At 61.9% G+C, this 24,439-nt stretch carries 25 protein-coding genes and 1 pseudogene; 12 read left to right on the top strand and 14 right to left on the bottom strand.

All coding sequences use genetic code 11. From position 1 onward, the window contains the following. Positions 1-5: 5 nt before the first annotated feature. Together FJ319_03665 and FJ319_03660 are read left to right on the top strand one after the other, a co-directional pair. Positions 6-266, top strand: a complete 261-nt coding sequence (locus FJ319_03665) for a DUF4258 domain-containing protein (protein ID MBM3933390.1) — start codon at positions 6-8, stop codon at positions 264-266. Beyond that, positions 263-460, top strand: coding sequence for a DUF2283 domain-containing protein (locus FJ319_03660; protein MBM3933389.1), 198 nt, complete (start codon positions 263-265; stop codon positions 458-460). Before FJ319_03665 ends, FJ319_03660 begins: the two co-directional genes overlap by 4 nt. A gap of 37 nt (positions 461-497) precedes the next feature. Here FJ319_03660 and aroC read toward each other — a convergent pair whose 3' ends face one another. After that, positions 498-1,607: a chorismate synthase gene (gene aroC, locus FJ319_03655; GenBank protein MBM3933388.1), complete on the bottom strand. Its 1,110-nt coding sequence runs from the start codon at positions 1,605-1,607 to the stop codon at positions 498-500. Positions 1,608-1,808: 201 nt separating this feature from the next. Between aroC and FJ319_03650 the strand changes: the two genes are divergently transcribed. Further along, on the top strand, positions 1,809-3,161 hold the full coding sequence (locus FJ319_03650) for an MFS transporter (GenBank protein ID MBM3933387.1): 1,353 nt from the start codon (positions 1,809-1,811) through the stop codon (positions 3,159-3,161). A 166-nt stretch (positions 3,162-3,327) separates the two neighbouring features. Here the strand turns inward: FJ319_03650 and FJ319_03645 are convergent, their stop codons facing one another. The 5 genes from FJ319_03645 to FJ319_03625 all read right to left on the bottom strand — a co-directional run bounded on the left by FJ319_03645 (position 3,328) and on the right by FJ319_03625 (position 9,011). Beyond that, a complete protein-coding gene (locus FJ319_03645; GenBank protein ID MBM3933386.1) occupies positions 3,328-3,900 on the bottom strand; it encodes a peptidylprolyl isomerase in 573 nt (190 codons plus the stop codon). 210 nt (positions 3,901-4,110) lie between these two features. Then, a complete protein-coding gene (locus FJ319_03640) occupies positions 4,111-6,495 on the bottom strand; it encodes a pyruvate dehydrogenase (GenBank protein ID MBM3933385.1) in 2,385 nt (794 codons plus the stop codon). A gap of 81 nt (positions 6,496-6,576) precedes the next feature. Next, the gene (gene hyi / locus FJ319_03635; protein ID MBM3933384.1) at positions 6,577-7,359 is read right to left on the bottom strand and encodes a hydroxypyruvate isomerase; all 783 of its coding nucleotides are present in this window, start codon (positions 7,357-7,359) and stop codon (positions 6,577-6,579) included. 115 nt (positions 7,360-7,474) lie between these two features. Further along, positions 7,475-7,924 (bottom strand): VOC family protein, encoded by a 450-nt coding sequence (locus tag FJ319_03630; protein MBM3933383.1) that lies wholly within the window; start codon positions 7,922-7,924, stop codon positions 7,475-7,477. 103 nt (positions 7,925-8,027) lie between these two features. Continuing rightward, complete coding sequence (locus tag FJ319_03625) at positions 8,028-9,011, bottom strand: ATP-NAD kinase (GenBank protein MBM3933382.1); 984 nt, start codon at positions 9,009-9,011, stop codon at positions 8,028-8,030. A gap of 179 nt (positions 9,012-9,190) precedes the next feature. Here FJ319_03625 and FJ319_03620 point away from each other — a divergent pair, with 179 nt between their 5' ends. The 5 genes from FJ319_03620 (at position 9,191) to FJ319_03600 (ending at position 13,428) form a co-directional block, all read left to right on the top strand. Continuing rightward, positions 9,191-9,616 (top strand): hypothetical protein, encoded by a 426-nt coding sequence (locus FJ319_03620; protein MBM3933381.1) that lies wholly within the window; start codon positions 9,191-9,193, stop codon positions 9,614-9,616. Further along, a complete protein-coding gene (locus FJ319_03615; GenBank protein ID MBM3933380.1) occupies positions 9,613-10,518 on the top strand; it encodes a hypothetical protein in 906 nt (301 codons plus the stop codon). Before FJ319_03620 ends, FJ319_03615 begins: the two co-directional genes overlap by 4 nt. Positions 10,519-10,801: 283 nt before the next feature. Further along, entirely contained in the window at positions 10,802-11,911 is a 1,110-nt protein-coding gene (locus tag FJ319_03610; GenBank protein MBM3933379.1) for a hypothetical protein, read from the top strand. Continuing rightward, on the top strand, positions 11,883-12,323 hold the full coding sequence (locus tag FJ319_03605) for a GxxExxY protein (GenBank protein MBM3933378.1): 441 nt from the start codon (positions 11,883-11,885) through the stop codon (positions 12,321-12,323). The genes FJ319_03610 and FJ319_03605 overlap by 29 nt, the downstream gene beginning before the upstream one ends. Before the next feature lie 37 nt (positions 12,324-12,360). Then, positions 12,361-13,428, top strand: coding sequence for a 3-isopropylmalate dehydrogenase (locus tag FJ319_03600; protein ID MBM3933377.1), 1,068 nt, complete (start codon positions 12,361-12,363; stop codon positions 13,426-13,428). A gap of 155 nt (positions 13,429-13,583) precedes the next feature. Here FJ319_03600 and vsr read toward each other — a convergent pair whose 3' ends face one another. The 6 genes and pseudogenes from vsr to FJ319_03570 form a co-directional block, all read right to left on the bottom strand. Next, positions 13,584-13,967, bottom strand: a complete 384-nt coding sequence (gene vsr, locus FJ319_03595) for a DNA mismatch endonuclease Vsr (GenBank protein MBM3933376.1) — start codon at positions 13,965-13,967, stop codon at positions 13,584-13,586. A gap of 37 nt (positions 13,968-14,004) precedes the next feature. Next, positions 14,005-14,568: an HNH endonuclease gene (locus tag FJ319_03590; protein ID MBM3933375.1), complete on the bottom strand. Its 564-nt coding sequence runs from the start codon at positions 14,566-14,568 to the stop codon at positions 14,005-14,007. Continuing rightward, positions 14,561-15,318 (bottom strand): annotated as a pseudogene (locus FJ319_03585) (DNA cytosine methyltransferase). Before FJ319_03585 ends, FJ319_03590 begins: the two are co-directional and overlap by 8 nt. A gap of 298 nt (positions 15,319-15,616) precedes the next feature. After that, on the bottom strand, positions 15,617-16,444 hold the full coding sequence (locus FJ319_03580) for a sugar phosphate isomerase/epimerase (GenBank protein MBM3933374.1): 828 nt from the start codon (positions 16,442-16,444) through the stop codon (positions 15,617-15,619). A 126-nt stretch (positions 16,445-16,570) separates the two neighbouring features. Next, positions 16,571-17,422, bottom strand: a complete 852-nt coding sequence (locus tag FJ319_03575) for a sugar phosphate isomerase/epimerase (protein ID MBM3933373.1) — start codon at positions 17,420-17,422, stop codon at positions 16,571-16,573. Between the two features lie 221 nt (positions 17,423-17,643). Then, positions 17,644-18,483 (bottom strand): sugar phosphate isomerase/epimerase, encoded by an 840-nt coding sequence (locus FJ319_03570; protein ID MBM3933372.1) that lies wholly within the window; start codon positions 18,481-18,483, stop codon positions 17,644-17,646. 214 nt (positions 18,484-18,697) lie between these two features. Between FJ319_03570 and FJ319_03565 the strand changes: the two genes are divergently transcribed. The 3 genes from FJ319_03565 (at position 18,698) to FJ319_03555 (ending at position 21,347) form a co-directional block, all read left to right on the top strand. Further along, positions 18,698-19,624 (top strand): hypothetical protein, encoded by a 927-nt coding sequence (locus FJ319_03565; protein MBM3933371.1) that lies wholly within the window; start codon positions 18,698-18,700, stop codon positions 19,622-19,624. A 90-nt stretch (positions 19,625-19,714) separates the two neighbouring features. Then, positions 19,715-20,344, top strand: a complete 630-nt coding sequence (locus tag FJ319_03560) for a hypothetical protein (protein ID MBM3933370.1) — start codon at positions 19,715-19,717, stop codon at positions 20,342-20,344. 100 nt (positions 20,345-20,444) lie between these two features. Further along, positions 20,445-21,347, top strand: a complete 903-nt coding sequence (locus FJ319_03555; GenBank protein MBM3933369.1) for a hypothetical protein — start codon at positions 20,445-20,447, stop codon at positions 21,345-21,347. A gap of 143 nt (positions 21,348-21,490) precedes the next feature. Here FJ319_03555 and FJ319_03550 read toward each other — a convergent pair whose 3' ends face one another. Both FJ319_03550 and FJ319_03545 read right to left on the bottom strand, forming a co-directional pair. Beyond that, entirely contained in the window at positions 21,491-22,714 is a 1,224-nt protein-coding gene (locus FJ319_03550; protein ID MBM3933368.1) for a hypothetical protein, read from the bottom strand. 30 nt (positions 22,715-22,744) lie between these two features. Next, positions 22,745-23,671 carry an exonuclease gene (locus tag FJ319_03545; GenBank protein ID MBM3933367.1) on the bottom strand — a complete coding sequence of 309 codons (927 nt, stop codon included), beginning with the start codon at positions 23,669-23,671 and terminating at the stop codon, positions 22,745-22,747. A 164-nt stretch (positions 23,672-23,835) separates the two neighbouring features. On the opposite strand from FJ319_03545, the gene FJ319_03540 reads away from it, so the two are divergent. Further along, on the top strand, positions 23,836-24,439 hold a 604-nt coding region (locus FJ319_03540; GenBank protein MBM3933366.1), incomplete at its 3' end, for a hypothetical protein.

The raw sequence follows: 24,439 nt of genomic DNA, 5'->3' as shown, positions 1-24,439 counted from the left end.
AGTGTATGGACATTGTGGTTTCGGAGCATGCCAAGGAAGAAATGGCTCGAAGGGGCATATCCAGGAATATCCTGGATGAGGTGCTAAGGGAACCGGGACAAATAGTTGCCTCATACGACGGCAGAAAAGTCTACCAGTCGAAGTTCGCACCGCTTGGCGGTAAAATGTACTTGATCAGAGTGGTGGTAGCCAGTGACGTTAGCCCGCCCATGGTCATTACCGCGTACAAGACTAGCCAGGTAGGCAAGTACCGGAGGGACCATTGAAAGTCACCTACGACCAGCAAGTGGACGTGCTTAGAATCTTGCTTAGCAACGCGCCCGTTGATGAGAGCGACGAGGACCGGCCTGGCGTCATAATCGACTATGACAAGGACGGAAATGTTGTTGGCATTGAGATATTAGATGCGTCGAAGCGAATGGAGAACCCGCGCGCGCTCGATTACGCCGTGCAGGGCTAGTGGACCGCCTCGGGCATTCAGTCAGAATTCCTCGCCGCTACCCCGGCAATCGCCTCCCCGGGTCCCAGCCTCCCACCTGGCCTCGCTGCCTGAGGGCGTGGTCCACCAGCACCAGCGCCATCATCGCCTCCACCATCACCACCGCGCGCGGCAGTACGCATGGGTCGTGGCGGCCGCGCCCAGCGATCTCCGCCGGCGCGCCGGTCTCGTCCACGGTCTCCTGCGTGCGCATGATCGTTGCCGTCGGCTTGAAGGCGGCGCGGATGATTATATTCTCGCCGTTGGTGATGCCGCCTTGAATGCCGCCGGAGTTGTTTGTGCGCGTGCGAATGCGGCCGGAATCGTTATAGAACGGGTCGTTATGCTCTGAGCCGGTCAGGAGCGTTCCTCCGAAGCCGGACCCCGACTCGAAGCCCTTGCACGCCGGGAGCGAGAGCATCCCCTTGGCCAGGTCTGCCTCCAGCTTGTCGAAGACAGGCTCGCCGAGTCCCGCCGGCACGCCCCGCGCGACGCACTCCACTACCCCGCCGAGAGAATCGCCATCCTTGCGCGCCTCTTCAATGCGCTCAATCATGCGCTCGGCGACACCGGCGTCCGGGCAGCGCACGATGTTCGCCTCCACCTGGTCCAGGGTAACCTTGTCCGGGTCGATATCGGCCTTGATTTGCCAGACCTGCTTCACGTAGCCGACGATTTCAACGCCGTACTCGGCCTTGAGGATCTTCTTTGCGATGGCGCCGGCGGCCACGCGCCCGATGGTCTCGCGGGCGCTGGAGCGGCCGCCGCCCTTCCAGTTGCGAACGCCGTACTTTGCCTGGTAGGTGAAGTCGGCGTGAGACGGCCGGAACTTCGTGCGCATGTGGTCGTAGTCCTTCGACCGCTGGTCGGTGTTCCAGACGCCGAGCATGATGGGCGTGCCTAGAGTCATGCCGTCGAAAACCCCGGAGAGGATCTCGATCCGGTCCTCCTCCTTGCGCTGCGTGACGATGCGGCTCTGGCCGGGCCTTCGGCGGTCCATGTCCGGCTGGATGTCCTCGACGCTCAGAGGCACGCGCGGGGGGCAGCCGTCCACGACGACGCCGACGGCGTCGCCGTGCGACTCTCCCCATGTGGTTATTCTGAAGGCGCGTCCGAAAGTGTTTCCCACGAGGTCCTCTCTGCAAGCCTTTCCCCGTCCGGGGAAGTGTTTGTCCGAAGCCACTACAATGCTATCATCACCGGCACCCGTGTGGTATCATCAAGGACAGCACAGTTCGAACCGGGTCCGGGTTGAAACACCTATGAGCGCCTGCCTTCGGGATGAGCGCGCTCATAGCCCGGACCCCTTTTATTTGCCGGCTCTACAAAAATGCCTCCAGAACCTGGAACGAACCCGGAACCGTCCCCTAGCAGCCTGCCCTCAGCGACCGGTCCCCACTCCGCACCCCAGCCGTCCGTGCGGTCCAGCGGCCAAGCAGCCCCGAGGCGGACAGCTCCTCCAAGGCACACCAGCTCGCTTCCCTGGCGGCAGACCTTTGTTTCCCTGGGAGAGAAGAGCTTTCAGCGCCTGTGGCTGGGCACTCTTTTCATGATGGCGGGTGTGCAGTCGCAGCAGTTGGTCCGCAGTTACCTGGTCTACGATATGACGGACTCGGCATTCCTGCTTGGCGTGGTCAACGCCGCTTCCGCCCTGCCCATGCTCTTCCTCTCCCTCTTCGGCGGCGCACTCGCTGACAGGCTGGACCGCAAGCGGCTTATCCAGGCCGGACAGGGCGCGATCATGGTGATCGCCGTCGCGGTGGCCGTCCTGGTCTACACCGGGACCGTGCAGTGGTGGCACATCCTCATCGCCTCGGCGCTGCAAGGGGCGATGTTCTCATTCGTCGCACCCGCCCGGCAGTCGATTATCCCCGAGCTCGTTGGGAAGGACCGGCTCGGGAACGCGGTGGCGATGACCGCCGCGGCGATGAGCGCGATGACATTCGCGGCGCCGGCGATGGCAGGCGTTCTGTACGCGGTTATCGGACCGGGCCACGTCTTCATGCTCATCGGCCTGACAATGCTGATTGCGATGGTGTTGACGGCATCCATCCCCGCGACCGCTGCCCGGCTCAAGCCAAAGAACGCGATGATGGCGGACATCAAGGCAGGGATGTCGTATATTCGCCGCACGCCGATTGTTCTAGTGCTTCTTGGAGTTGGCCTGAGCACGGTGATGCTAATCATGCCGTTCCGGTTCTTGCTGCCTGTGTTCGTAGTGGACGTTTACCACCGCGAATCGGGCTCACTTGGCCTGTTGCTCAGCATACTGGGCCTCGGCTCCCTTGCCGGTTCAATCGGCGTTGCTGCCATTGGCCGGAAGAACCGGGGGCTCCTCCTCATCATGGGAGGCTTCGCCGCAGGCATCTCAATGCTGCTAATAGCGCTGATTCCCATCTATTACGTGGCTGCGGTGATCATGCTCGCGCTCGGCCTCAGCGACGCCGGTCACAAGGCGATAAACCTGGCGCTTGTCATGGAGAATTCCGACGAACAGTTCCGGGGGAGGGTTGTCAGCGTGTGGATGCTAAACTGGGGGTTGATGCCTCTTGGCATGCTGCCGATGAGCCTTGCGATAGACCTGCTGGGCGACAGGCTGGCTATCGGGATCATCGCGGGCATCGTGCTGGCGATGTCAGTCGCGATCATGCTGACCCAGAAGAAGCTGAGGGCATTGCAGTAGTGTCAGCGAGATGTGCCGTGGCCCGCGCGATTCATCGCGACCGTATTGATCTCCCTGTTCGCCTGTGGGCGACCCAGTCGCGATAAATCGCGAGGGCTACAGAAAACGAAGGGGCGTCCGTGAAACGGACGCCCCTGATGCGTTTATCCCTTAGAGCTTCTCGCTCTTACTCTTCCTTGATGGTGATCGACCGGATCGCGTCGCCGGGAGTGCGGGCGGTTGCGGGGTCGCGGAGCGTGATAGCGTTGACCACGTCCATCCCTTCAATTACCTTGCCGAAGACCGTGTGGCAGGAGACCCGCGATGCCCCGCAGTCCTTGGCGCTGCCGTCCGGGTTGAGGCCGTCCAGGTAGCCCGTGTCTGTGAAGGTGATGAAGAACTGGCTGCCGTTGGTCGCCTGGCCGTTCCGCAGGCCGGCGTTGGCCATGGAGATGATGCCGGGGCCTTCGTGGCGGCGGATGGGCGAGAACTCATTCTGGAATGTGTAACCCGGCCCGCCCGATCCCGTGCCGGTGGGGTCGCCGGTCTGGGCCATGAAGTTGGCGAGGACGCGATGGAATGTCACGCCGTTGTAGTACCCCTGCCGGGCAAGGAAGACGAAGCTGTTGACGGTGTGGGGGGCCTCCTTGGCATAGAGCTCGATGACGAACTTCGCGTTGTCCGACTTCGCCAATTGGACGGTGGCGGTGTAGCGCTTGTTCGGGTCGATTGTCATCGGCGGCTCTTTGTCCCAGCTCATCGACTTCGGCGTCGGCTGGGCGGCGGCCGGCCGCGATGTGGCCGTTGGGTTGGCAGTCGATGTCGAGGTCGAAGCAGAGTCGCCGCTACATGCAAGTACCACCGGAACGATGGCAATGGCCGCTGCTGCAATAAGGTGCTTGAGCCGGAATAGCATAGGTTACATCACACTCCTATGATGCTTTGGACGGCCTATTCTAACACCTAACACCTACATCCCCAGCGCGCTGAAGCTCGCGGCCATGATGCTGTCGGCATCGATGCCGTACTCGCGGTAGAGGTCCCACGGGTTGCCGGACTGGCCGAACTTCGTGACGCCCAGGGGGTAGGTCTCCGTCTTGAGCGCGGCGCCGAGCCACGCCAGCTGGTGCGGGTGGCCGTCGCAAACCGTAACGATGGGGGCGGTGCGCTCACCCACGCCGATCACGTCCGCCAGGAATGGCCGGGAGCCCCTGCCCTCCTTGATCGCTGCCCGCACGGAGTCCTGGAACTCGCGGTAGAGGGGACCGGGACCCGTAACGTTGAACACGTTAGCGAAAACACCCTCGTCCAGCAGGCGGTTGCTTGCGGCGACGGCCTCCGGCGCCATAGCGCCGACCGCCATGATGTTAACGATGTTGTAGCCCTTGCCGTAGCCAGGCTCGGCGCTACGGTCGATGAGCTTGTACGCGCCGCGGATCACCTGCTTGCGCAGCGTCTCCACGGCCTCCGGTGTCGAGGGCATCTTGAAGATGTCCTGGTCAATGCGCTTGCTCGTCAGGCGCAGATACGTAGAGTGCTCGCGACGGCGGATCTGCTCCATAGCGGAGAGCATGATCCACTCCAGCTCATGGCCGAAGGCGGGCTCGTAGAAGTCCATCTCCGGCATCTCGACTCCTATGGACGGCGTGATCTCAGACTGGTGCGCGCCGCCCTCCGGGCCGAGGGTGATGCCTGAGGGCGTGGCGACGACGATAAATTTGCCGCCAGAGTAAGCGGCATAGTAGAAGGCGTCCAGGCCGCGCCGGACGAACGGGTCGTACAGCGTGCCAAGCGGGAATAGCATCTCGCCGTTCATCTCGAACGAGGTGCCGAGCTGGCCGAGAGCCATAAAGAGGTTATTCTCGGAGATGCCGAGCTCGATGTGCTGGCCGGTGGGCGACTCTGTCCACTGCAGCGCGCGAAGCTCTTCGTCCTGCGGTAGCTCCTGGTGCGGGAAGCGCGACCAGACGCCGGCCTTGTTGATCCACCCGCCGAGGTTGGTGGAGGAAGCGACGTCCGGGCTGATGGTCACCAGGCGCTGGGCGAGCTCCGGCACCCGGCGCGATATCTCCGTCAGCACCAGGCCGAAGATCTGCTGGGTGGACATCTTGCCTTTGTAGGCCTGCTCGAAGCCGGCCGGGATGGACATCTCCGGTGTGACGGGCTTGAGGCGCTTCGTTATTTGCAGCTTCTCCGCCGTCTCGATGCACAGCTTGCCTGCCGGGGAGTCCGCGGGGAGCCGCGCCATCTTCTGGTCTTCGGGGATGCCCAGGGCGATGCGTGTCTTCTCCATCTGGTACGGCTTCAGGTTGGTCGAGTGGTTCTGGGGGTCGCCGGCCGTGGGCAGCTTCCACCCCTTCAGGGTGTACGCAAACAGCACGTGCGGACCCTTTGAAAGGTCCATCTGGTCGAACGCCTCGCGCAGCATGCCGAAATCGTGTCCGCCGAGATTACGGAACATGTCTTGCAGGTCGTGGTCGTTCCACCGTCCGAGAAGGCGCTCCATGTCTCGCGGGTAGCGGCTCGCCTTTGGAAGCCACTCGCGCAGCGTCGACGGCTGAACGCGAAGGAGGCGCTGGTAGAACTCGTTGGACATTTCGTCTATGGCGGTGCGCAGCAGCTCGCCGTTGGGCTCGTTGAATGCCGCCTGCAGCTTCTTGCCGTACTTTGCGTCCACCACGCGCCAGCCGTTCGCCGCGAACATGTCGCGCCAGCACCGAACACGGATGCCGGGGATAATGCGGTCCAGGCTCTGGCGGTTCAGGTCGACGATCCACAGGATATTCTTCGAATCGAACAGGGCGGGATCGGCGATAGCCTCCCAGACGTTGCCCTCGTCCAGCTCGGCGTCGCCCACGAGCGCGATCCACCGGCGGTCGACGCCGCTCTCCTTGTTCAGGTGGTGGCGGACGTACTCCTCGGTTAGCCATGCGAAGTTCGGCGCCACGGCGCCAAGGCCGACGGAGCCGGTGGAAAAGTCCACGCCGTCCGGGTCCTTGGTGCGGCTGGGGTAGGCCTGGAGGCCGTGGAAGGCGCGGAGGCCCTTCAAGTGCTCCTCAGTGAGGTTGCCCAACAGGTACTGGATAGCGTGAAAGACCGGCGAGGCATGGGGCTTTACCGAGATCTTGTCCCCGGCCTTCATGAACTCGAAGTAGAGATGCGTCATGAGAGTGACGACGGACGAGCTGGACGCCTGGTGGCCGCCGACTTTCACACCGCCCGGGTTAGGGCGCACGTTGTTGGCGTAGTCCACCATGTTGATGGCCAGCCAGAGCACGCGTTCCTGTATCTCTTCGAGCAGCTTCTGCCGCTGCTCGATAGAGGTAATGTCGGGTATGGACTTCACGGTGGCCATGGGGAACCTCACACTTTCGCCTTACAAGGAGGGCGGGTCTCAGACCCGCCCCTACCGAAGGGTTACCTGAACGGCTCGCCGTTACTTCCCCAGGTACCCTTTTGCCCAGCCGAGGCCCTCTGCCGTGGTCTTGGCCGGGCGGTACTCGCACCCTATCCATCCATCGTAACCGAGCTTGTCGATCTGCGCGAACAGGAAGGGGTAGTTGATCTCGCCGGTGCCGGGCTCGTTGCGGCCGGGCGTGTCGGCAATCTGGATGTGCTTGATGATATCGAGGTTGGACTTGATCGTCGGCGTCAGGTCGCCCTCCATCACCTGCATGTGGTAAACGTCGTATTGCAGGAAGAGGTTCTTCGACCCCACATCGGCGATAATCGACTTTGCCTGTGCCGTCTTGTTGAGATACATGCCCGGGATGTCGCGGGTGTTGATCGGCTCGATCAGGAGCTTGATGCCTTCCTTCTCCAGCTTGCCGGCGGCGAACTTCAGGTTGTCCACAATCGTCTTGCGCTGCTTGTCGGCGTCCACGTCCTTCGGCGCGATGCCGGCCAGGCAGTTCAGCATCTTGCAGTTGAGCGCCTTCGCGTAGTCGATGGCCTTGCCGACGCCGTCCTGGAATTCTCCGACGCGGTTTGGATGGCAGGCGATGCCGCGCTCGCCCGCGCCCCAGTTCCCTGCGGGCAGATTGTGAAGCACCTGCCTGAGCTTGTTCTTGCCTAGCTGGTCGGCGAGGAGGCCCTTATCGAAGTCGTAGGGAAAAAGGTATTCCACCCCTGTGAATCCGGCCTTCGCGGCGGCCTGGAAGCGCTCCGGGAACGGGACCTCGTTGAACATCATCGTCAGGTTTGCGGCGAACTTGGGCATTAACGGCTCCTGGGTAGGCATCACCCTGCCCGGCTGCACCGGGGACGGCGCCGTTGGACCGGGCGGGTATCCTCATTATATGGGATATGCAGATAGCGTCAAGGCGAAGGGCCGTTCAGGCGGTCTTCGTCCTCTCCATGAACTCCATGAGGTTGCCCTCCGGGTCATAGCCGTAGACGATGCCGACGCGAACGCCGCCTGCGATGTTGCGGAACTTGGGGGGCGTTACATACCTGATGACGCCCTTCGAAGTCTTGTCGTAGAAGGCCTGCAAGTCCTTCACGTTGAAGCAGATATGCGAGGCGTTCACCTGGTGTTTTTCGAGCCCGCCTGCGGGACTGGGTGGGTTGATGTAGTGGACAAGCTCCATGCTGTGGTCGCCGTCCGGGAAGCTTACAAAGACGAGTTTGCGCTTCGCGCCCGGAAAGCCGGTGTGATCGCCTTCCGGCGGCGCGACGCTGTCCACCTCGCGGTCGACCTTCATGCCTAGTGTCTCGGTGTAGAAGGCAATCATCTTCTGAAGGTCTTTGACGACGATGCCGGAGTGGTTGAAACCCATGACCATCTGACCAGCTCCTCAAGTGAAGTGGTAAGAGTGTATAGGGTCTGGGGTCAGGGGACAAGCGCGGGCGGGGTTTTCGGCGGGATGAGGACGACACGCGGCGCCTTCAACTCCTCCTCCATACGCCCGCAGCGGCGGCCCGACGGAGCGCCTCGGGAACGTCAACAACAAGTGGGCCGTTGGCCGTCAGAGTAACGGACGCTTCGTCGCCGTGCCTGAGGGTGACGGAGCGCTCGCCGTCCAGGGCGATCGTGCAGGGCACCAGGTCGATGGGCACGCCCTGCCCCAGCGTGAGCGGCCGGTAGTCGCGGATGGGAATTGGGCTGACGGCGCCCGGCGCTAGGGGAGCGAGCACCGTGCCGCCGCCCTGGCCGAATCGCACGCGCAGGCCGGAGGGCTCGTCTGCCGGCGAGGGATGCACGGCGGCGCCGATTGCGGATAGGCCGATGCTGCCGGGCTCCGCGCGAGATAGGAATATCTCGTGAACGGTTTCGATGTCCCAAATCGCCCTCGCGCCGACGAATCGCTCGTGGCTGACGGCGATGTCCACCAGGGCGATATCGCGTGGCTTTCCGGCAACCGATACCTCGAGAAATGGCGCGGACCGCGCCACGCCGGCGAGGTCCACGAGGCCCTTCGCGACAACTCCGGCGGCCATTCCGGCTACGGTGCCTTCAATAGTGCTCGGGAAGACGTTGTTTGTCCCGGTGGAGATCGGCACCATCGGGATTGTGGCGGCGCCCTTTACGGCCGCGCGGTTTGTCCCGTCGCCGCCGAGGGTGATCAGGCAACGCACGTCCATATCGGCCATCATACGCGCCGCGTGGGTAGTATCGGACTCGTTTCCCATGACCTCCATCTCGAGGAATTCGAGACTGATGGTCGCCGGCGCGCCCTCCATGGCGCCGTAACCCAGGCCCGCAGAGTCCGGCATCATGACGACGCGCTGGATGCCGGTCGCCGCCAGTCCCGCCAGGATACGTCGCAACGTGTTGATCTTCTCCTGGTTCGGGACGAACCGGCCCTGGGCGACAAGGCGGCGGATGTCCTTCCCTGAAGCCGGATTGGCTATTATTCCCACCAGAGACATGGTCCCTCCAGCAGCAAACGCCAGGCGATTGCGCCCGGTGTACCGATGCCATACATTCTTGGCGTGCCCGGGCCTAAATGACAATAGGATAAGGGTTGAGGCACGTGCGAACAGTACGCCGTCCGGTTCAGGACGACGGGGCGTTGACTGAAACGCATATATATGCGTATAATGCCGTTATGAGACGCAAACCTGGACAGTTGAGGCCAATCGAATTCAGCATACTCGAGGCAGGCATGGGCCTGGCGGGTCGCGGTTTGCCTGAATTCCACGGGTTCCTGATAGCCAAAGAGATGGCGGAGGGGCCGGAGCTCAAGCTGCTGACGGGCCAGGGCACCCTGTACCGGGCGCTCAATCGACTCGAGACCTACGGCCTGCTGGAAAGTCGGTGGGAGGACGCCATAGAGGCAGCCCGGTCCGGGCGGCCTCTACGCCGGCTGTACCGCATCACGGCCGCGGGAGAACGCGCCGTGGAGGGACAGCGGACAGAGCAGAACAGCCGGAGCCCTCACCCTTTGCCCAAAGCGGCAAAGGCCTCTCCCTCGGGGAGAGGAGGAGACGAACTGTCACCCGGGCGGACATCCTCCGGGAGGGCCACGGCATGAGCGGTTCTTACCGGCTGTGCGAGTGGATTGTTCGCGCGTGGGTGTCGACGTACCTTGTCGGCATGGACGGCCTGACGAGGAAGCGCCGCACAACGGAGATTGAGTCGGATCTGTACGAGCAACGTCGGTACGTCCTGGAGCGAGGGCGCTCGGAGTCAGCAGCCGCGGTAGGGTTGGTGATGCGGTGCTTCATTGGAGCCGTAGACGACCTGTTGTGGCGCTCTGAGCAGGGCGCCCGGAGAGAGGCAGGTATGTCCGGCACCGTGCTGAAGTACGTTGTGCGCGCGGCGATAGGGTCGGCAGTCTTCCTGCTGCTGCCCTTGGCGGGCGAGCTGTTAATGGAAGACTTCAACTGGGGGCCGGGCGACTTTATCGGCGTCGGGGTCGCAGTGTTCCTGGTTGGCGTCGCATTCCAGTTGATATCCGGTCTTATGAGAGATAGCCTTGCGTACCGCGCGGGCGTTGGAATCGGGCTCCTCGGCGCGCTGCTCCTGTTCTTCATCGTCCCGGCGGTTGGCGCAATCGGCGGCGAGGACAACGCCGCGAACGCGATGTACCTGGCGGTGTTCGCCGTGGGAGGCGTTGGTGCGCTGGTCGCGCGGTTCAGGCCCACCGGGATGGCGATAACGCTATTCGCGGCGGCTCTCGTTCAGGCAACAATCGGCGTAATCGCGCTGGTTTCCGTTGAGATGGACCCCGCGTGGTGGGGCGGCGAGAACGCGGTGGACAACGCCATCACGCTGTCGCAGATTTTCCGGGTCACGCTGGGCGACCCAACCCCGGTGCAGCAGATACTGGGGATCAACGGAATGTTCACTGCGATGTTCGTGGCGTCGGCCCTGCTGTTCGCAGCCGCGGCGCGCGAGGGCGGCCATGCAGCTGCGCGGCGGGCGATGGCGTGAGGGAGCGAGGGGGCGATTCTTCCCCCCTGATCCCTCTACCGCCCCCAAGCCCGTCACCCTCTCTGTCACGCGGGGCCGTGACATCTCCCCCTGAGGGGGAGATACAAAACACACCGTCCCCTACCCTACTCTGCCCTAACCCTGCGCTTAATCTTCCCGGCCTGTTGTGCTAAACTCCCCGGAACCGGCGGCCCCGATCCCATTTCTCCTCTCCCCTGGGAGAGGATGTCCCGATGAAATCGGGACAGGTGAGGGCTGCAATTTCACACGAAGGACGCCAACAATGGAAATCGCTGGGTACCGTATCAACCGGCCGGAGGAGATCGAGACTCCCGCGTTCCTGATCTATGTGGACATCGTCAAGCACAACATCGCGCAGGTGGTTAAGGTGTGCGGAAGCGCGGACCGCGTGGTGCCGCACTTCAAGACGCACAAGTCTTCGGACATCCTCAAGCTGCAGATGGCGGGCGGGCTGACGGCTTACAAGTGCGCGACGATGAAGGAGGCGGAGGTGCTGGCGGCGAACGGGGTGAAGGAGATCATCGTCGCCTACCCTACCATCCACCCGAAGAAGCTGGCGAGGTTCGTCGCGCTCGTCAAGAAGTATCCGAAGATCGAGATCAAGACGATCATCAGCAAGCCGGAGCACCTCAAAACCTTGTCCGAGCTGGCGCTGGCGAACAAGATCACGATCGGCGTGTACATGGACCTGAACACCGGGATGCACCGGACCGGCGCGCAGCCGGGCAAGGAGGCGGCGGACCTGTACATCCAGACCGCCAAGACGAAGGGGCTGAAGGCTATCGGCGTGCACGTCTTCGACGGCGAGAATCTGTACAAGCCGGACATCGCGGAGCGCAAGGCGCTGGTGGCGCAGGGCATCGGCTATATGCGCGATATCTGGGCCGCGGCCGAGAAGGCGGGCGTCCCGGTGACGGACAACGTCGCGGCGGGGTCGTGGGGCTTCCACCTGTACATGGACGAGCCGAAGATACGCGTATCGCCCGGGACGTTCGTCTACTGGGACCACCGGAACGCGACGATGTCCGAGCTGCCGTTCAAGCCCGCCGCGCTGGTGCTGGGCCAGGTGGTGGACGCGCACGCGGGCAAGGACACCGTGACGTGCGACATCGGCTCCAAGGCGGCCTCGCCGGACCAGCCCACGAACCTGCGCTTCAAGGTGGCTGGCTACCCCCAGGCTGAGCTGGTATCGCAGTCCGAGGAGCACGGGGTGATCAAGCTCAACGGCGCTCCTCTCAAGGTTGGCGACTACATCCTGGCCATCCCCGGCCACGCGTGCACCACCACCGTGAAGTTCCCCTACGGCCTCCGCGTGAACGCCAAGGGCGACGTTACCGGCCGCTATGAGCACGACGCGCGGGACCGAGATTAATCCGCAGATTACGCAGATTATTGAGAAAGATCCAAGAACTTTCGCGATCATTGGTGCAGCTTTCGAAGTCCATAGGCAATTGGGATCCGCGTTCTTGGAAGCCGTTTATCAGGAGGCGTTTCAGCTGGAATTGGCCGAGCGGAGCATCCCCTTCAAACGAGAAATAGACCTCCCAATCGAATACAAGGGCCGTCTTTTATCCACTGGCTACCGCGCGGACTTCATCTGCTACGATTCTGTGATAGTCGAGCTAAAGGCCGTATCGCAATTTGGTGGAGTCGAGGAGGCCCAGGTCATCAACTACTTAAAGGCTACCGGATACGGCGTCGGCCTTCTTATCAACTTTGGCGCAAAGTCATTACAACACCGCCGATTCGCCCTTACGCACTCCAAGTCTTCAAAATCTGCGTAATCTGCGTAATCTGCGGATAAATTCTTAAGGGGTTTGCATGGCTGAGTACAAGATTGCGGTTATTCGTGGCGATGGTATTGGGGTGGATGTGATCGAGGAGGGGCTGAAGGTCCTGAACGCCGTTGGGAAGGAGTTCAAGATCGGGTGGAAGTTCACGGAGTTTCCGTGGGGGTCCAACTACTACTTCAAGAACGGGCGGATGATGCCGGCGGACGCCCTCGACACGCTGCGGGGGTTCAACCATGTATTCTTCGGCGCGGTGGGCCACCCGGAGATACAGGACCACATCACGCTGAACGGGCTGCTGCTGCCGATGCGTCGCGCGTTCGACCAGTACGTGTGCGAGCGGCCGAGCGTGCTGTACCCGGGCGTGGTATCGCCGCTGGCGGGCAAGAAGCCGTACGACATCGACATGGTGGTCATCCGCGAGAACACCGAGGGCGAGTACGCCAACGTGGGTGGCTTCCAGTACCGCGGCTTCCCGGAGGAGGTCGGCATCCAGACGAGCGTCTTCACGCGGCACGGGTGCGAGCGCGTGATCACGTACGCCTTCGAGCTGGCCCGCAAGCGCGGCAAGAAGAAGCACGTGACCTCGGTGACCAAGTCCAACGCCCAGGGTTACGGCCTGGTGGTGTGGGACGACGCCTTCAAGCGCGTCGCGGCGAAGTACCCGGACATCAAGACGGTGTCGCTGCTGGTGGACGCGGCGTGCATGGACTTCGTGCGCCGCCCGGAGATGTTCGACGTGGTGGTCGCGAGCAACCTGTTCGGCGACATCCTCACGGACATCGGCGCGATCATCAGCGGCTCCATGGGCCTTGCCCCGAGCGGCAACATCGACCCGCAGCGCCGCTTCCCCTCGCTCTTCGAGCCGGTGCACGGCAGCGCGCCGGACATCGCGGGCAAGGGCATCGCGAACCCCCTGGCCACGGTGCTGGCCGCCGGCATGATGCTCCGCTTCATCGGCGAGACGCGCGCGGCGGACGTGACGGACAAGGCGGTGTTGAAGGTTTTGTCTGAGGCGAAGGTCCTGACGCCGGACCTGGGCGGCAAGGCGACGACGTCGCAGGTTGGCGACGCGGTGGTGGCGGCGCTGGGGAAGTGAGCCGGGGAGAGTTATCCGCAGATTACGCAGATTAGACAGATTTTGGGGAGGCGGTCGCGGCCTCCCCGATATGTTTCTCCCCCTCGATGGGGGAGATGTCGGCGCTGCGGGCGACAGAGAGGGTGATCGGGGCGGGGCGGCGGGGCTGGGCGATCTTACCCGCCCGATTGCTGCTCCCGCAGTTGCGTCAGCCGCCCAACGAGCCGCTCCGTGGCGGGGCACAACTCACATTGCCAGACGACTTCCACATTCCACCCTGCCTGCTCTAGGGTCTGTCTGTGTGCCGCGTCCCGCTCAACGTTGCGGGCGAGCTTACGTGACCAGAACTCGATGTTTGAGGTGGGAGCGGCGGAGCGTTTGCAGCCGTGGCCGTGCCAGAAGCAGCCCTGGACGAAGACTGCGGTGCGAAACCTGGGGAGCGCAATGTCCGGGCGGCCAGGTAGTTTGCGGTCGTGGAGACGGTAGCGGAACCCTGCGGCGTGGAGGGCCTTCCTTACGGCGAGCTCGGACTTGGTGTCCTTGGAGCGCACTCGCCCCATAATCTGGGAGCGCTTGGCCGGGGTGAAAGCATCCACGTCACTCGCCGAACTTCCCGCGAAGCCATTCGTACACCGCGCGTTGCTCGTCCTGCCCCGCCCGCCTAACCTGGCTCAGCAGCCAAATCTTGGAAGGCTTTTCAGCCGTTATGTTCTTGGCACCTTGATTGCACGTGGAGCAAAGCTCCCGGAGATTGCTTATCTCATCCTTGCCGCCCAAGCTCTTGTCTTTGATGTGCGCGATGTGCAAAAGAACCTTGCGACCTGTATCCGGATCGGTTTGGCCTGGAGTCAGACCGCACATCTGGCAGGTATGTCCGTTGCGATCCAGAACCACTGCTTTCAATTTGGCCGACATCTTCCGAGAGAATTTGACGTCAGGTGCCACTGGAGGCAGTTCTTTCAGCATGTATTGACCCGGCTTAAGGGTCGTCGTATCTTTGTCTGAAAGAATCGCCCAACCCTCTTCCTGGCGAATCTCTCTTACACGCCGCGGGCTATCGAAGATTCCGGAGATCTCCTGGATTTTATGTATGGTGACAACTTCACCGAGATGCTCCAAGAAATACGTTTTGATCTTACTCTTTGCTGAAAGCTTACGCACTCGCTAGCCGCCTTACACCGGTCTCTTCAACGGAAGAAATATATGTTAGAAGTTGCCCGCCGATAAACTTCGTATACGTAGGCGGAATGGCTTCGTTAAGCTCTTTCTTGCTCATCCAGGTTATGCCCATTGCATCGCGGGCCGCCGCCACGGAGCAATTGCCCCCGCCCGTAACCTGTACGAAGTCCTTGAACTGGTCGGTCTTTCCGTAGTGAGCCTTGCGCTTGTCAAGGGTATGCACTAACGGGTGCTTTCCATGCGGCGGGGATACTATCTGGAAGTTGGCTTCGAACAGACGATGCCGGATGACGCGCAGTCCACGGAACATTGTGCCGCAAAGCCTGACGGGATTGAGCAGCGGAGCGCCCTCCACATTCTCAATAACGTACGGCTTGCCGGTCGCCTCCAACATTTCCCGCACGGGCTCAATCAGCCGCGGCCAAGCGTCGGCGTTGCGATTGCGCTTGGCGAGGTCGGAGTAGGACTGGCACGGCGGTGAGGCGTGAATCGCATCGAACTGGGCCAAGAATTCGGCGTCGAGCTTCAGCGCGTCGTATTGAATGAACCGAAACGGGTAGTTGGGCTGGGGGTAATATCTATGCCCACAACGTCGAAGCCCGCGCGGTGGTAGCCCATCCCAGCCCCGCCGGCACAGCAGAACAAATCCAGCAGGAGCGGCTTGCTGCCGTGCGGATGTTTGCCGTTGCCGTTGACGGCACCGTTGGTGTCTGCCCCAAAAAGAGATTCCATATAGGCCTGTCGGGCCCAATACTTCTCCCTTATCACTTGGAACAGCCGCGCGTTGTGGTCGGATGTCTCGTAGACCAAACTGCTTGAGCCGTTCCGTGGCTTGGCACCGCCGCTCATCGCATGCACCTGTCGTTTGTTTCGGCTTAGTCTGCGCGGCGTATCGCGCATATCCGCAGTATACACTGTAGCGCCTAAAATCTGAACCAGGGATTGACAGCCGCAAAACGCCAGACAGCCGCCCCGATGGAATCGGGGCGGCTGTCTTACATCTGCGTAATCTGCGGATTACATCTCCGTCCTACTTCTTGTTGTAGTCTGCCAGGAGGGTGCGGAGGTATGTGGCGGCGAGGCGCATGACGTGGTTGTACTCGTAGGACTTGTCTACGTGCTCCATGACTATGGACATGGTGCCGTTGAAGTTGACGTCCTTGAGGATTTTCATGATGCGCGGGTAGTCCAGGTACTCCTCTTTGCCGGTGTGGATGCGGTAGATTTTGGCGCGCACGCAGGTGGCGATGGGCGCGGTGGCCTTGATGTAGGTCTCGTAGATGTCCAGGTTGGGGTCCTTGATGACGCCGCGGGGGTCTGCGCCGATGGACTTGTACCACTGGCCGGTGTCAAGGATGAAGCTGAAGTTGTCGCGGGCGACGTCCTTGTAGATGCGTAGCACCTGGTCCGCGGTCATGCAGAACGAGCTGTTGTCGTGGTTCTGGAGGGAGATGAATACGCCCTTCTCGGCGGCGTAGTCGCAGACCTTCTGGAAGTCCTCGATCATGGGCTTCCAGAACTTCTCCTGCTCCTCTTTGGTCTCCGGCCACTTGTGGCGGGCGAAGGCGCGGATCATCTGGGCGCCCATGAACTCGGCGAGGTCGATGTCCTCCTTCATCTCCTTGATGCGGGCCTCGCGCTCTTCCAGCGGGCCGGTCATGGAGCCGGAGCCGAGGTAGCCGATGGGGAGGCCGAGCTGGAGGCACTGCCTCTTGATGCGGCGGACAAAGAGCGGGTCGCGGGGCATGCCGCCGACGTGGAAGTCGATGGCGTCCAGGTTAAGCTCGCGCGCGAAGTTGACCTGTTCCTGGAACACCTCGTTGGTGTTTGCGCGGGCCATCCAACTAAGCTTGATCATCAGTGACTCCTGAAGAAAATTATGGAGACAGTAGTTGGTAGTTAGTAGTAGGTAGTAGGCCAGACGAACAGCCGGCTGTTGGATTGGCCGACTACCTACTACCGACTACCAACTACTGAATTTGTCCTAAACTCTCCCGCCCCTGTCGTCCGAGCGCTTGATTACCTCGCGGAGGTACGGGACTGCGATTTTGAGGCACTCTTCCTTGCTGTAGCGGTTGCGGGGCGGATCGCCGCCCTCGAACACCATGGAGACGTTGCCGTTGAAGTCTACAGCCTGGAGCATCTTGAATACGCGGGGGTAGTCTATCCACTCCTCCCAGCCGTTATCGATCTTGTATATCTTGGCGCGGACGCAGGTGGCGTACGGCGCGACGCGCTTCATGTAATGGTCGTAGATGTCCACGGAGGTGTCGGTCCACCCGCGCGGCGAGCCGCCGATGGAGCCCTGCCATTGGCCGCAGTCCATAATGTACGTGAGGTTCTTGCGGCCGGTCTCGCGCAGGATGCGCAGGACCTGGTTCGCGTTCATTGCGAACGAGCCGTGGTTGTGGTTCTGGAGGCCCAGGACGACGCCCTTCTCGGCCGCGTAGTCGGCAGTTGCCTGGAAGTCCTCGATCATCGGGCCCCAGAACTTCTCCTGCTCCTCTTCCTTTGCCGGCCAGTTGTGGCGGGCGAAGGCGTGGCAAAGCTGCGCGCCCATGACGGACGCGCCGTCCACATCTGACTTAGCCTGGGCGATCCGCGCCTGCCGCTGCTCTGCCGGGCCGACCATGCTGTGGCCGGATGAGAAGTAACCGATCGGCAGTCCGGCGTCCAGGCACTGCTTCTTGAGCGTGGCCATGAACTTGGGCTCGCGGTTGATGTGGCGGTCCATGTGTATGTCTATGGCGTCGAGGCCGATCTCTTTGCCGTGCTTGACGAGGCCGGCGTATTCGCCCTGGTCTTTGCCCCGGGCCATCATGCTGATCTTGATCATTTGTGTGTGCTCCGTGCGACGGATTTTCTACTGCGCTTCGCCATTGGGGAGGGAAGGGGGAATAAATCCCTGGGGCTTCGCCCCAGCCCCCGGCAAGGGACGAAGTCCACTGCAATTCCTAAATCCCTGAGGGCGCTGCCCTCAGACTCCCGCAGGCGGCTGTGCCCGCCGTCCTTACCCCCTCTCCCCTCTCAGGGGAGAGGGATGGGGAGAGAGGTCTCTTAAACGTCGTAAAGGTTAGAGAGCGCCGCCACTTCCCGCAGGTGCTTGGCCGCCAGGGCCACGCACTGGTCGTCGTCGAAGCGGTTGCGTGGGGGCTCGCCGCCTTCGAACACTATCGATACGTTGCCGTTGAACTTGGCCTTCGCCAGTATCTTGAACACGCGGGGGTAGTCGATCCACTCCTCCCAGCCGTTATCGATCTTGTAAATCTTGGCGCGGACGAGCGTGGTATGCGGCGCCATCCGTTCCATATAGTCCTTGTAGATGTCCACGTTGATATCGCGGAAGCCGCGAGGCGAGCCGCCGATGGAGCCCTGCCACTGGCCGGAGTCCATGAGGTAGGTGAAGTTCTCGCGGTTCACTTCCTTGAGGATCCTCAGCGCCTGGTCTGCGTTCATGCAGAAGCTGCTGTGGTTATGGTTCTGAAGGCCCAGAGCGACGCCCTTGGGCGCGGCATAGTCCGCCAGCTCCTGGAAGTCCTCGATCATCGGTTTCCAGTACTTCTCCTGCTCCTCAACGGTGGCCGGCCACTTGTGCCGGGCGAACATTCGAAGCATCTGGGCGCCAAGGAACCCGGTGAGGTCCACGTCCTGCTTGGCCTGGTCCATGCGCTTCTTGCGGCCATCGGCCTCGCCCACCAGGGTGGGGCCGCCCAGGTAGCCTATCGGCAGGCCGGCCTTCAGGGCTTCCTTCTTGATATGACGCAGGAACTTGGTTGTGCGAGGGAATTTGCCGATGTGGAAGTCTATAACGTCCAGATCGATCTTCCTGGCGTACTTGAGCTGGTTTTCCAGCTCGGCCTCGCTGTCGGCCCGCGCCATCCAGCTGAGTTTGATCATCCTTGACGCTCCTGGCTATAGAGTGGGGTCAATCGTTCGCAAGCCGTCAACGGATCGGCAGTCTATCACACTTTCAAACAGTTCGCATGGGGCAATTTTATCGATCACCCTCGCTATTTGACACGAAGTCGCCGTCCTCGCTACCCTAACCCCGTCTTATACCAAATCCAGGGCCGGCGGCATGGCGCCTTCCGGTCCAGCCTGCGAGGCTTCAATGACCGACAAGCGCTGGTTCAAGGGCAACCTTCACACGCACACGAAAGAGTCCGACGGAGACGCCGACCCCGAGACTATCGTCCGCTGGTTCCGAAACCACGATTACGACTTCCTGGTCCTCAGCGACCATAACCACCGCACCATCCTGGACCATGGCGCTTCTGGCAGCCAAGCCGGCCCGCTGCTGATCCCCGGCGAAGAGGTTTCCGCGCTTGTGCAGCAGGGGGATGCCGCCCACCCCGTGCACATCGGCGCGATCGGTATCGAACGGTATGTCGAGCCGATAAACTGCGACACGCTTGTGGAGACGATCCAGGCGAACGTAAACGCCATCCTTGGGGCCGGCGGGATCGCCTCGATCAACCACCCGAACTTCCGGTGGGCGTTCGACCAGACCCATCTCAAGCAGGTCGTGGGCGCCCACCTGCTGGAGATATTCAACGGCCACCCGGGCGTGAACCTCTTTGGCGCACCCGGCAAGCTGAGCAACGAGGAGATATGGGACGCCGTGCTCAGCGCCGGCCGCGTGATATGGGGAGTCGCCGTGGACGACTCTCACCACTACCACGACTACCATCCCCTCAAGGCCAACCCCGGCCGGGGTTGGGTGATGGTCAACGCTCCGGACCTCTCCAGCAAAGCGATAGTAGACGCGATGTCCGAGGGGAGTTTCTACTTCTCCACGGGTATCGACCTCAAAGGCCTTGCAACCGAAAAGGACCGCGTCAGCATCGAGATAGACCAGTCGCGCGATTTCATTTACACAACGCGCTTTACAAGCAAGCACGGCGTGGTGCTGAAGGAAAGCACCGGCCTCTCCGCAAGCTACGCCATACGCGGCGACGAGGGGTACGTTCGCGCCACGGTCTACTCCTCATCCGGCCAGAAGGCATGGACCCAGCCGGTCTTCACCGGCGGAAAGTAAGGACCGACCGGAACATTCGAGCGCCCGCCGTCGTCTTTTCCATAACGAACACCCAGTGTTCGTATCAACCCCCAAGGATGGAGGAAGACGATGGTGAGGATTGGGAATCGTACCGGCAGGTTCATAATTGGGCTGTCCGCCGGAGTCGTGGTGATCGCAGGTGTGGCGTGCGCGGGGAACGATCCCGCCACCCCGGCCGCCGGCGACGACATCTCCGGCGCGCCCGCTGCGTCGCAAGGACCCGGTCCCGGCGGCTCGACTTCCATGATGGTCCAGCGGCCGCAGAGCGTGGGCCAGCTCGTTGAGCGCTCCGAGGTAATATTTGTCGGCAAGGTGGAATCTGCAACTGAGCGCATGCTCGAGCCGTACGGAGATGAAGGCAAGACCGACATCAGATCGCCTTACACCGACTACGCTGTGCGCGTTGAAGAGGTGCTGAAGAGCGACGGCAAGATCGGTGCCTCGTCCGTTGTCACGGTTCGTATGTATGGACACGAGGGCGACGAGAAGGAATATGCGTCTTTGATCCAGTTCGCGCTGCCGGACGTGGGCGACCACCTGATCTTAGCGCTGGCAACGAACCCGGACGGCACCTACGGCTCCGGCCCGGAGGGCCTTATTGAAGCGGAAGGAGCAAAAGCCGAGTATATCGACGGCGAAGACTTCGCGGAGAGTATCTCGCCCGCGGAGCTCAAGTCGCGCGTCAAGGCCGCCCTCTAGCCTATTCAAGATGAACTGAAACGCGGGCTACCGGTAGCACGGTAGCCCGCATTGCTTTCTCCTGTTAAGATATCTCAATCCCGAATTTAGAGGAACGCTCGTGTCCAATCTCAAGTGGTACAAAGGTAACCTCCATACTCACTCTCACGGCTTCAAGGAGAGCCCGCATTCAGCGTCCAACGCCCTCAAGTGGTATGCCGACCATGGCTACGACTTCCTGTGCATGACAGAGCACGACCATCTCGTGGACTACGACTTCGACAGGCTGTTGCTCATCCCCGGGCAGGAAGTGGGCAAGGCGATGAAGAGCCAGAAGGGCACGGTGCACATCAACGGCTTCGGCATTACCCGCACGGTAGAGTTCGTTGATGCGTGGGACGTGCTGCCGACCATCCAGGCCAACGTCAACGCGGTGATCGAGGCCGGCGGTCTCGCGTCGATAAATCACCCTAACGACCGCTACAGCTTCGACCACCGCGAGATACTGCAGACGCCGGGCGCGAGGTTCGTGGAGATATACAACGGCGGCGGCACGAGCAAGAACAACGACGGCGGCCCCGGCCGCATGAGCTGCGAAGAGATATGGGACGGCGTCCTCAGCGGTGGCATGGTGATCTGGGGCATTGCGACTGATGACGCCCACACGTACGACGAGGACCTGCCCACGCGCGCCTACCCGGGCCGTGGCTGGGTCCACCTCCGGGCGGAGGAGCTTACCGTCCCCGCCATCCTGGCGGCGCTAAACGCCGGCGAGTTCTATGCGAGCACCGGAGTCACCCTCTCAAGCCTTGATTGGTCGCAGGCAAGCATATCGCTGGAGGTCAGCCCCGTCGAAGGTGTCACCTATACCACAACATTCAGCGGAAGAAACGGCGCCGTCCTTGCGACTTCTGACGGCGCCAGGGCCGCCTATGCGATCAAGGGTAATGAGGGCTACGTGCGCGCCACCGTGCGCTCATCCACCGGCAAGAAGGCGTGGACCCAGCCAGTCTTCCTGAAATGACCCCAACGCAATGCGCCACCCAACAGAACAGGGGGCGATTAGCATGCCAATCGCCCCCTGCGAGATCCTTCAGGATGAGGCCGTTAGGGCCAGTGTCATCCACCATTCATACTTCATAATTCATAATTCATACTTGCCTGCGCTCAGCACCGCTGCCAGGAGCCCATCACGCCCGCCGCCAGCGGCCTGACGGGGCGCTCCCCAAACACGTCCACCAGGAAGACCGACGGCCCTTGGGTCCTCTTGTGGTCTTGCTGGTACTCGTCGGTGAGCGTCCCTGTGAACACCAGCTTTGTCCCGTCCGGTGACCAGGGATTGTGCGTCTGCGAGTACTGATCGAAGAACATAAGCTGGGTAAGCTGCTCCTCAGTCGGCTTGAAATCGACCATGTAGCGGGTGTACCCGTTCTCAGTGTTGACGATGCCCAGGCGCATTACGCCTTCCATGTTGGGCGCAGGTGTGACGTATGCGATGTGAGCGCCGGATGGGGACCAGTAGAAGGCAAACACCGGCTCGCCGATCAGCTGCTGCTCATCCCCTCCGAACAGAGGCGCCAGCCATAGCTCCTTGAAGTAGCGCGACTGGCCTATCTGGCCCCGGAGCAGGCCAATGCGGTCGCCCTTCGGCCACAAGGAGAAAGCGCCTGCCCCATCCACCTCGGCGATTTCCTGCACACAGTCGCCCTTCGGGTTCACAAGCTGGAGGGTCTGCCGGCCGCCGGGCACTTCGTGCATCAGGGCGAACTTGCCGCCGCGCGGCGACCAGGATGGGGCGGAATAGAGACCGGACTTGTAGTTCAGGCGGGTGACGTAGCTGTCATCGCGGAAATCGACTATGTAGTGGTCGAACCGCGAATGAACAAGGAGGAACCTGGAGTTCGGGGACCAGGAGAAGAACAATGGGGCGCCGTCGATGAACTTCTCCGGTGCATCCCCGCGCGATGGATCGAGTAGGTAGAGCGAGAGGCCCTTCCGGAGCATGTTCCGCGCCAGCATCGCCACGCGCCGGCCGTCCGGCGACCACGCTGAGTAGTGCGGCGTTCGTGGGGCAATGGCGTCTGCTCCCGGCTCGCTGTCGTAGATGATTTGAGCGTCGCCGTTGCCCAGGTCATGCAGCAGCAGGCGCTGGCGCCCGTGGCCGTTCATGATAGTGGAGTAACCGGAAAAGAGGACCTGCTGCCCGTTTGGCGACCATACGGGCCACATGTGCATGTTGCCGTAGCCGTTAAATGTCCGGCAATCGCCATTTTCGGAGCTGACCACCTGAACGCGGAAATCCGCGTTGACCACCGCAACCTTGCTCATCAGTTTCGGAGCCTCGATTCGGTCCGTCCATGCTGCCTTGCGGGCCACTTCACTAAATGCCACCCCACAACCCCTCCAGATTGAGTTCTCATATCAATATGTACGCACGCCCCGCTGCTCCGTGAACGGGCGGTCCCACACCTTTGCTCCGGCCAGCCTGCGCACCACGGATGGATCGTAAGGAAGGTCAATAACCGGACGGTTCCATAGCCTAACCGGCTCGACCGGAAACGGAATGTCGTCCAGCAACTCGTTGTACGCGATATCCGCCAGAGCAGGAAGCGATGCAACGTCTTCCGCGTTGTAGCGGACCAGCGTATCGAGCGCGCCGCGCTCTCCACGCTCCCACATCTGCCACATGATCACTGCCTCGAAGCCGCCGAGCTCGGACAGCTCCGACGGGCGCGCCACCCGAAGCTCCCTCTCGATTTGCTTCAACCCACCCCCGTACCCAAGCCTCTTCAGCGGGTATCGCAGGTCCAGGTGCGCGGCGTGCCGGAATATCTTTCCGAAGAAGTACTCCACGAACGGTATATCGAACGATGCGCCGTTGTAGGTCACTATCAGCGAATACCGCTCCATCGCTCTCGGCAGCTCATCCAGGTTCTCGCCCGCCACAAACGCCCGGTAACCCTCCCTGTCCAGGACCCCAACCATCGTTATGCGGCTGGACTGGGGAGAGAGGCCTGTAGTCTCGATGTCCAGGAACGCCGCCTGGTCACGGAAATCAGAGTAGATCCGCCACCGGTCGTGCGACGTGAAACACGCGCTGAAGAAGGCCCCGTCCCTGGTTTCCAGCCGCTCTCGGGACTCGTCAATCCGGGCGCAAATGACGTCGCGCATCCCGCTCGCCCGCAGCGGCACTGTAGTCGCCGCCCTGAAGTCGTCCCACGTGCGAATCCCTGCTTCCCACAGGTGCTTTTCCGTTGTTGATCCCACGCCGGGAAAGTGAATGAAAGAATGGCGTAGCACCTTTAGACTCCCGCACGGTCCTTCTTGACTAAGACAGTTTAGCGACATGGTTGGACTGTGTCTAGAAAATTTCTAAATAGGGGCTGGCACGGATTTTAAGCAGGTCACTCGTACGTACAATCATCTACGTAAATGCCGTTTGCACCGCTATAACCTGGCCGCACAGACCATCGTTATAAGTACGTGCCACGCAAAATATTTGTTTCCACGATATGAGGTGTCACTTGGTCCTCCACACGTTACGGCCGGCTGTCCGGCTCCTGATATCCGCCTCCGCACTTTCAATACTTGCTGCATGCACGTCCGGCCCGGACCCAACCCCCACCTCGGCGCCGGCCACTGCCCTGCCCTCCGCAGCCACCGTGCCCGCGGCCGCGCCTTCACCCACCTCGCCAGCGGCGACTGCAACGCCTGAGCCCCCCACCGGAACGCCGACGGCAGTCATCGACACCCCGGTCACTGAAGCTTTCATCATGAACTTCGCATTCCCCGAGATCGAGATACCGGTTGGCCAGCGGGTGCGCTGGGTAAACCACGATAGCGCCCCGCACACCGTCTCCTCGGGAGCGCCGGGGCAGAAGTCCGGCCTCTTTGACAGCGGGCGCCGAGACCAGAACCAGACCTTCGAGTTCACGTTCGCCCAGGCCGGGGCCTTCGCCTATTTCTGTGAGTACCACCCCAACATGACGGCCCTTGTAGTCGTCGGCGAGGGCGGCGCGCCAGCCCCGACTGCCACGGCGCTTCCGCCGACACCGGCGCCCACGGCTACACCCCAGGCGGCCCTGCCGCCCGCCACTCCCGCGCCCGCCGCGGCCA

The organism is SAR202 cluster bacterium, assembly GCA_016872355.1.
Taxonomy (GTDB): domain Bacteria; phylum Chloroflexota; class Dehalococcoidia; order Lucifugimonadales; family VGZY01; genus VGZY01.
This window is presented reverse-complemented; position numbering and strand designations above follow the sequence as displayed.